Below are 6,026 nucleotides of genomic sequence, written 5' to 3' on the forward strand. Positions count from 1 at the left end.
GAGCGGATGACCCCCCCCTTCGTCTGCGCCGTGGGGTCGTTACCGTTTCGTTGCGCAGAGGCCGTGATCACGCTCTTGTGAGCGCTAACAGTGAGCGCTAACATTTCGATTGCGGCCACGGTGGCCGCCCGAATGCACCGCGGAGCACCAGCCGCAGCAGCTACCGGACGAACAAGGAGGTTCACCCATGAAGAAGCTCATTTCGATCGCAGCGGCCGGCGTGCTGCTGCTCGGTCTCGCCGGCTGCGCGTCCGGAGGCGACTCCGGTGGAGGCGACGCCGGCGGCGCCGGAGAAGCCAAGGCGCTCGACGAGCTGGTCGTCGGTTTCGCTCAGGTCGGGGCGGAGTCCGGATGGCGCACCGCGAACACGAAGGACATCCAGGCGGCGTTCGAAGACGCCGGCATCGAACTGAAGTTCTCGGACGCCCAGCAGAAGCAGGAGAACCAGATCAAGGCGATCCGGTCGTACATCCAGCAGGGCGTCGACTACATCGCGTTCTCCCCTGTGGTCGAGACAGGTTGGGATGCGGTGCTCAACGAGGCCAAGGCGGCAGGCATCCCCGTCATCCTCACCGACCGCGCGGTCGACTCGAAGGACGAGTCGCTGTACGTCTCGTTCCTCGGCTCGGACTTCGTCGAGGAGGGCGAGAAGGCCGGCGAATGGGCGGTCGAGGAGTTCGCTGACGCGGATTCCGTCAAGATCGTCCAGCTCGAGGGCACGACCGGCGCTGCACCTGCGATCGATCGCGCCGAAGGATTCGCGAACGTGATCGGTGAGGACGACAAGTTCGAGATCGTCGCGAGCCAGACCGGCGACTTCACCCGTGCCGGCGGCCTGCAGGTCATGGAGGCGCTGCTCAAGTCCAACCCGGACATCGACCTCGTCTACGCTCACAACGATGACATGGGTCTCGGTGCCATCGAGGCGATCGAGGCCGCCGGTCTCGTGCCGGGCGTCGACATCAAGATCATCACGGTCGATGCCGTCAAGGACGGCATGCAGGCGCTCGCCGACGGCAAGATCAACTTCATCGTCGAGTGCTCGCCCCTGCTCGGTCAGCAGCTGGTCGACATCGTGAAGACGCTGAACGACGGCGGGACCGTCGAGCCGCGTATCGTCACGGAGGAGACCACCTTCACCAAGGAGCAGGCCATCGAGGCCCTGCCCGACCGCAAGTACTGAGCGCGACCCCACCGGGAGCGGATGCGAGTCCGCTCCCGGTATCACCCCTTCGATGGAGAAGCAGGATGACTGAGCTGAGCAGGCCCGCCGCACCCGCAGCGCACCCCGACCCGATCATCGAGATCCGCGATGCGTCGATCTCCTTTCCCGGTATCAAGGCACTCGACGAGGTGTCGTTCCGGATGTTCCCCGGTGAGGTGCATTCGCTGATGGGGGAGAACGGCGCGGGCAAGTCCACTCTGATCAAGGCGCTCACCGGCGTGTACCAGATCGACTCGGGCAGCATCGTCTTCGACGGCGCGCCGTCCTCGTTCCGCAGCACGGCGCAGGCTCAGGAAGCCGGCATCAGCACCGTCTATCAGGAGGTGAATCTCCTCCCCAACCTCTCCGTCGCCGAGAACATCATGCTGGGGCGGGAGCCCCGCCGATGGGGATCCATCGATTACAGGGCGATGCGGGCGCAGAGCCGCGTCGTCCTCGACACGCTCGGCCTGGATGTCGACCCGGAATCGATGCTCGGCAGCCACTCGCTGGCGATCCAACAGCTCATCTCGATAGCCCGCGCGATCCACATCAACGCGAAGGTGCTCATCCTCGACGAGCCGACCTCGAGTCTCGACGCCGACGAGGTGGCCGAGCTCTTCCGCATCATCCGCAACCTTCGAGACGACGGCGTCGCCATCCTGTTCGTCTCGCACTTCCTCGACCAGGTCTACGAGATCGCGGATCGGCTCACCGTGCTGCGCAACGGGCGTCTCGTCGGCGAGCATCTGACACCGGAGATCCTGCGCATCGAGCTGGTGGAGAAGATGATCGGCAAGGAGATCGGCACGCTCGAGGATCTCGAGCAGCGCGTGCGCGAGAACGATCAGAGCACACCGGAGTCCGTGCCGTTCCTTCGTGCCACCGGCATCGGGAGGAAGGGCTCGGTCTCGTCCGTCGACGTGCGCATCGGCGAAGGCGAGGTGGTCGGCTTCGCCGGCCTGCTCGGCTCCGGCCGCACGGAGGTCGCGCGGCTGCTCGGCGGCATCGCCAGGGCGGACACCGGCACGCTCGAGATCCTCGGCGACGGCATCCGGCTGAGAACTCCACGCCACGCGCTGTCGCGGCGCATCGCGTACTCCAGTGAGAACCGTCGTGCCGAGGGGATCGTCGACGAGCTCACCGTCCGCGACAACATCATCCTCGCGCTGCAGGCCGATCGCGGCTGGTTCCGGCCCATTCCGCGCAAGCGTCAGGACGAGCTCGCGCAGAGCTACATCGAAGCCCTGCACATCCGCCCGGCCAACCCCGACGCCATCGTGCGCAATCTGTCCGGCGGCAACCAGCAGAAGGTGCTGCTCGGTCGATGGCTCGCCGTCGCCCCACGGCTGCTGATCCTCGACGAACCCACCCGCGGCATCGACATCGGAGCGAAGGCCGAGATCCAGAAGCTCGTGATCAGCCTCGCCGAGAACGGCATGAGCGTGATCTTCATCAGCGCAGAGCTCGAGGAGGTCCTGCGGCTCAGCCATCGGATCGTCGTGATGCGCGACAGGCGCAAGGTCGCCGATCTGGACAACGACGACCTGACCATCGACAACCTGCTCGCTCTCATCGCCGAGGGCGATGCCGACGAGGAACTCGGAGAGACCGCATGAGTGCACTGCTGGCCCGCATCGTCTCGAGCCGCCTGTTCTGGCCCCTGGTGATGCTCGCCGTCCTGTTCCTCATCAACGTGATCGCGTTCCCCGGCTTCTTCTCGATCACCGTCCGCGACGGCAATCTCTACGGCAGCCTGATCGACATCCTGCGCAACGGCGCACCGATGATGATCGTGGCGATCGGGATGACGCTCGTCATCGCGACCAGGGGCATCGACCTCTCCGTCGGCGCCGTCGCCGCGATCGCCGGCTCCGTCGCCTGCAGCATCCTGCTCGGCGCCCCCGACCCCGCGGATCCCGGCACCGTCGCCATCGCGATCCTCACCGCGGTCCTGATCGCGCTCGTACTCGGCACCTGGAACGGATTCCTCGTCGCGGTGGTGGGGATCCAGCCGATCATCGCGACGCTGATCCTGATGACCGCCGGCCGCGGGGCGGCGATGCTCATCACAGAGGGGCAGATCCTCACCGTCAACAGCGCGCCCTTCAAGGTGCTGGGTGCGGGCTTCGTCTGGGGCGTGCCGGTCGCGATCTACCTGGCCGCGGGAGTCTTCCTCATCGCGGTCCTGTTCACCAGGCGCACCGCGCTCGGGATGCTGATCGAAGCGGTCGGCATCAACCCCGAGGCCTCTCGTCAGGCTGGCGTACGCGCGCGAGGGCTGCTGTTCCTCGTCTACATCTTCGCGGCGCTGTGCGCCGCGGTGGGCGGACTCATCCTCACGGCGAACACGATGGCGGCCGACGCGAACAACGTCGCCCTCTTCATAGAGCTCGATGCCATCCTCGCGGTCGTCATCGGCGGCACCTCGCTCGCCGGTGGCCGGTACTCGCTGGTCGGCACCGTGGTCGGCGCCCTGGTCATCCAGACGCTCGTCACGACGGTCTACACCGTGGGCATCCCGCCGATCATCACGATGGTCTTCAAGGCCGTGGTCGTCACGCTCGTGTGCCTGCTGCAGTCGCCGACGACGAATGAGGCGCTCGCGGCGTTCCGACGAAGGCTCGCCCTGCGAGCAGGCAAGGAGGCGGTGTCGGTATGAGCACGCTGATCAAGGCACCCGCCCCCACTCAGGCTCAGCGGATGCTGCAGCGCACGCGCTCGGCGTTCACCAGCCCGAAGTACGGGCCCGTGCTCGTGACCGCGATCCTGTTCGTCGTGGTGTTCATCGCCGGCGGGATCCGCTATCCGGGATTCTTCGCGGGTCAGGTGATCCTCAACCTGTTCGTGGACAACGCCTATCTGATCGTCCTGGCCGTCGGAATGACCTTCGTCATCCTCACCGGCGGCATCGATCTCTCGGTCGGTGCGGTGGTGGCACTGTCGACGATGATGGTCGCGAGCCTGCTGCAGAGCGGTGTGCCCGCGGTCATCGTCATCCCGGTCATCATCGTCGCGACGACCGTGCTGGGGTTGCTGGTGGGATTGATGGTGCACCACTTCAAGGTGCAGCCGTTCATCGCGACGCTCGCCGCGATGTTCCTCGCCCGCGGCCTCTGCTACGTCATCAGCCAGAGCTCCATCTCGATCTCCGACGAGTCGTTCATCGCGCTCGCCGTGTCGCGCATCCCTCTCGGCGGCGGCATGTCGATCACGTGGAGCGTGGTGATCGCGCTGGTGATCGTGGCGGTCGCGGTGTGGACGCTGCACCGGACGCGTTTCGGTCGCACGGTGTACGCGATCGGCGGCGGCGAGCACAGTGCGCAGCTGATGGGGCTCCCCGTGGCCCGCACCAAGGTGCTCGTGTACGCCGTGAGCGGCCTCTGCTCGGGGCTGGCCGGCATCCTGTTCTCGTTCTACACGCTCTCCGGCTACCCGCTCACGGCGATCGGCACGGAGCTCGACGCGATCGCCGCGGTCGTGATCGGAGGCACGCTCCTCGCCGGCGGATACGGTTTCGTGCTGGGGTCCGTGCTGGGTGTGCTCGTACTGGGGATCATCCAGACGATCATCACGTTCGAGGGCACGCTGTCATCGTGGTGGACGAAGATCTTCATCGGCGCGCTGCTGCTCGCATTCATCGGATTGCAGCGCGTGCTCACCAGGCGCAAGACGTGACGGCACGGAGTGCAGGGCTCCCGACACGATAATGGGGGTACGGAGCGCGTCCGAGGACGCCAGAGGGAGCAGGCGGGGCCGGTGAGTCCGAACGACGATCAGTCGCACAGCGCGACGACGATCTTCGATGTCGCGCGTCTGGCCGGGGTCTCGCACCAGACCGTCTCGCGGGTGCTGAACAATCTTCCCAACGTGCGCGCGAGCACCAGGGAGCGCGTCGAACAGGCGATCCGTCAGCTGCACTACGTGCCCTCGCAGGCGGCGCGGGCGCTGGTCACGCGACGCTCGCGCACGATCGGCCTCGTGGCGACGGGCCTGCCCGATTTCGGTCCGTCCAGCATCGTGCTGAGCTTCAACCAGTCCGCGCGGGCAGCCGGCTACGCAGTGATCTCCACGAACCCGGCCGACATCGAGGGCTCCACACTGCGCTCATCCGCCGAGATGCTGATCAGGCAGAGCGTGGAGGCGATCGTGCTGCTGGCGGCCGAACGCGGAGTCCTCGACGCGTTCGACGGCTGGGAGCTCGGAGTCCCGCTCATCTCCATCGCCTCGGAGGCGCGAGGGCGCGGGGTGCGTGTGAGCTTCGACCAGTACGGCGGCGCGCGTCGCGCCGTGGCGCACCTGCAGGAGCTCGGCCATCAGGACATCGTGCATCTCGCTGGACCGGCCGGGTCGATGGATGCCGAGGAGCGGCTGCGCGGGTGGAAGGACGCGCTGGTCGCCGCCGGTCTGCCCGTCGAAGATCCGCTGCGCGGCGACTGGTCGTCCGAGTCCGGTCATCGCATCGGCCGCGAACTGCTGGCCGTCCGCACTCCCGAAGCGGTCTTCGTCGGCAACGACCAGATGGCGCTCGGCTTCCTGCATGCGCTTCAGGATGCCGGTGTCCGTGTGCCGGAGGACGTCAGCGTCGTCGGTTTCGACGACGTGCCCGATTCCGCCCACTTCACCCCGCCGCTGACGACGGTGCGGCAGGACTTCACCGCGCTCGGCCAGGAGGCGATGGCCGCCGTGCTCGCGCAGCTCACGGACGAGGGCTCGCCGGTGGCGAGCACGATGCAGATCCCGCAGCTCGTCGTCCGGGCGAGTGCTGCCCGTCGCTGACGCGGATGAGGCCGTTCGAGTCGCGCAGAGCGCGGCATCCGCC

The 6,026-nt window shown here is 67.0% G+C and carries 5 protein-coding genes; all 5 read left to right on the plus strand.

What is annotated here, in order from left to right:
* Positions 1-187 precede the first annotated feature (187 nt).
* The 5 genes from ACNPNP_RS02100 (at position 188) to ACNPNP_RS02120 (ending at position 5,983) form a co-directional block, all read left to right on the plus strand.
* The gene (locus tag ACNPNP_RS02100; RefSeq protein ID WP_448964414.1) at positions 188-1,183 is read left to right on the plus strand and encodes an ABC transporter substrate-binding protein; all 996 of its coding nucleotides are present in this window, start codon (positions 188-190) and stop codon (positions 1,181-1,183) included.
* Positions 1,184-1,248: 65 nt separating this feature from the next.
* Entirely contained in the window at positions 1,249-2,823 is a 1,575-nt protein-coding gene (locus tag ACNPNP_RS02105; RefSeq protein ID WP_448964415.1) for a sugar ABC transporter ATP-binding protein, read from the plus strand.
* Positions 2,820-3,866, plus strand: a complete 1,047-nt coding sequence (locus tag ACNPNP_RS02110; RefSeq protein WP_448964416.1) for an ABC transporter permease — start codon at positions 2,820-2,822, stop codon at positions 3,864-3,866. Before ACNPNP_RS02105 ends, ACNPNP_RS02110 begins: the two co-directional genes overlap by 4 nt.
* Positions 3,863-4,882: a galactofuranose ABC transporter, permease protein YjfF gene (gene yjfF / locus ACNPNP_RS02115; protein ID WP_448964417.1), complete on the plus strand. Its 1,020-nt coding sequence runs from the start codon at positions 3,863-3,865 to the stop codon at positions 4,880-4,882. Before ACNPNP_RS02110 ends, yjfF begins: the two co-directional genes overlap by 4 nt.
* Before the next feature lie 81 nt (positions 4,883-4,963).
* Positions 4,964-5,983 carry a LacI family DNA-binding transcriptional regulator gene (locus ACNPNP_RS02120; protein WP_448964418.1) on the plus strand — a complete coding sequence of 340 codons (1,020 nt, stop codon included), beginning with the start codon at positions 4,964-4,966 and terminating at the stop codon, positions 5,981-5,983.
* Positions 5,984-6,026 lie beyond the last annotated feature (43 nt).

The organism is Microbacterium xerophyticum, assembly GCF_053543555.1.

Bases quoted from the DNA above. Each gene is read 5' to 3' on its own strand.
- ACNPNP_RS02100 (WP_448964414.1), top strand. From the start codon at position 188: ATGAAGAAGCTCATTTCGATCGCAGCGGCCGGCGTGCTGCTGCTCGGT.
- ACNPNP_RS02105 (WP_448964415.1), top strand. From the start codon at position 1,249: ATGACTGAGCTGAGCAGGCCCGCCGCACCCGCAGCGCACCCCGACCCG.
- ACNPNP_RS02110 (WP_448964416.1), top strand. From the start codon at position 2,820: ATGAGTGCACTGCTGGCCCGCATCGTCTCGAGCCGCCTGTTCTGGCCC.
- yjfF (WP_448964417.1), top strand. From the start codon at position 3,863: ATGAGCACGCTGATCAAGGCACCCGCCCCCACTCAGGCTCAGCGGATG.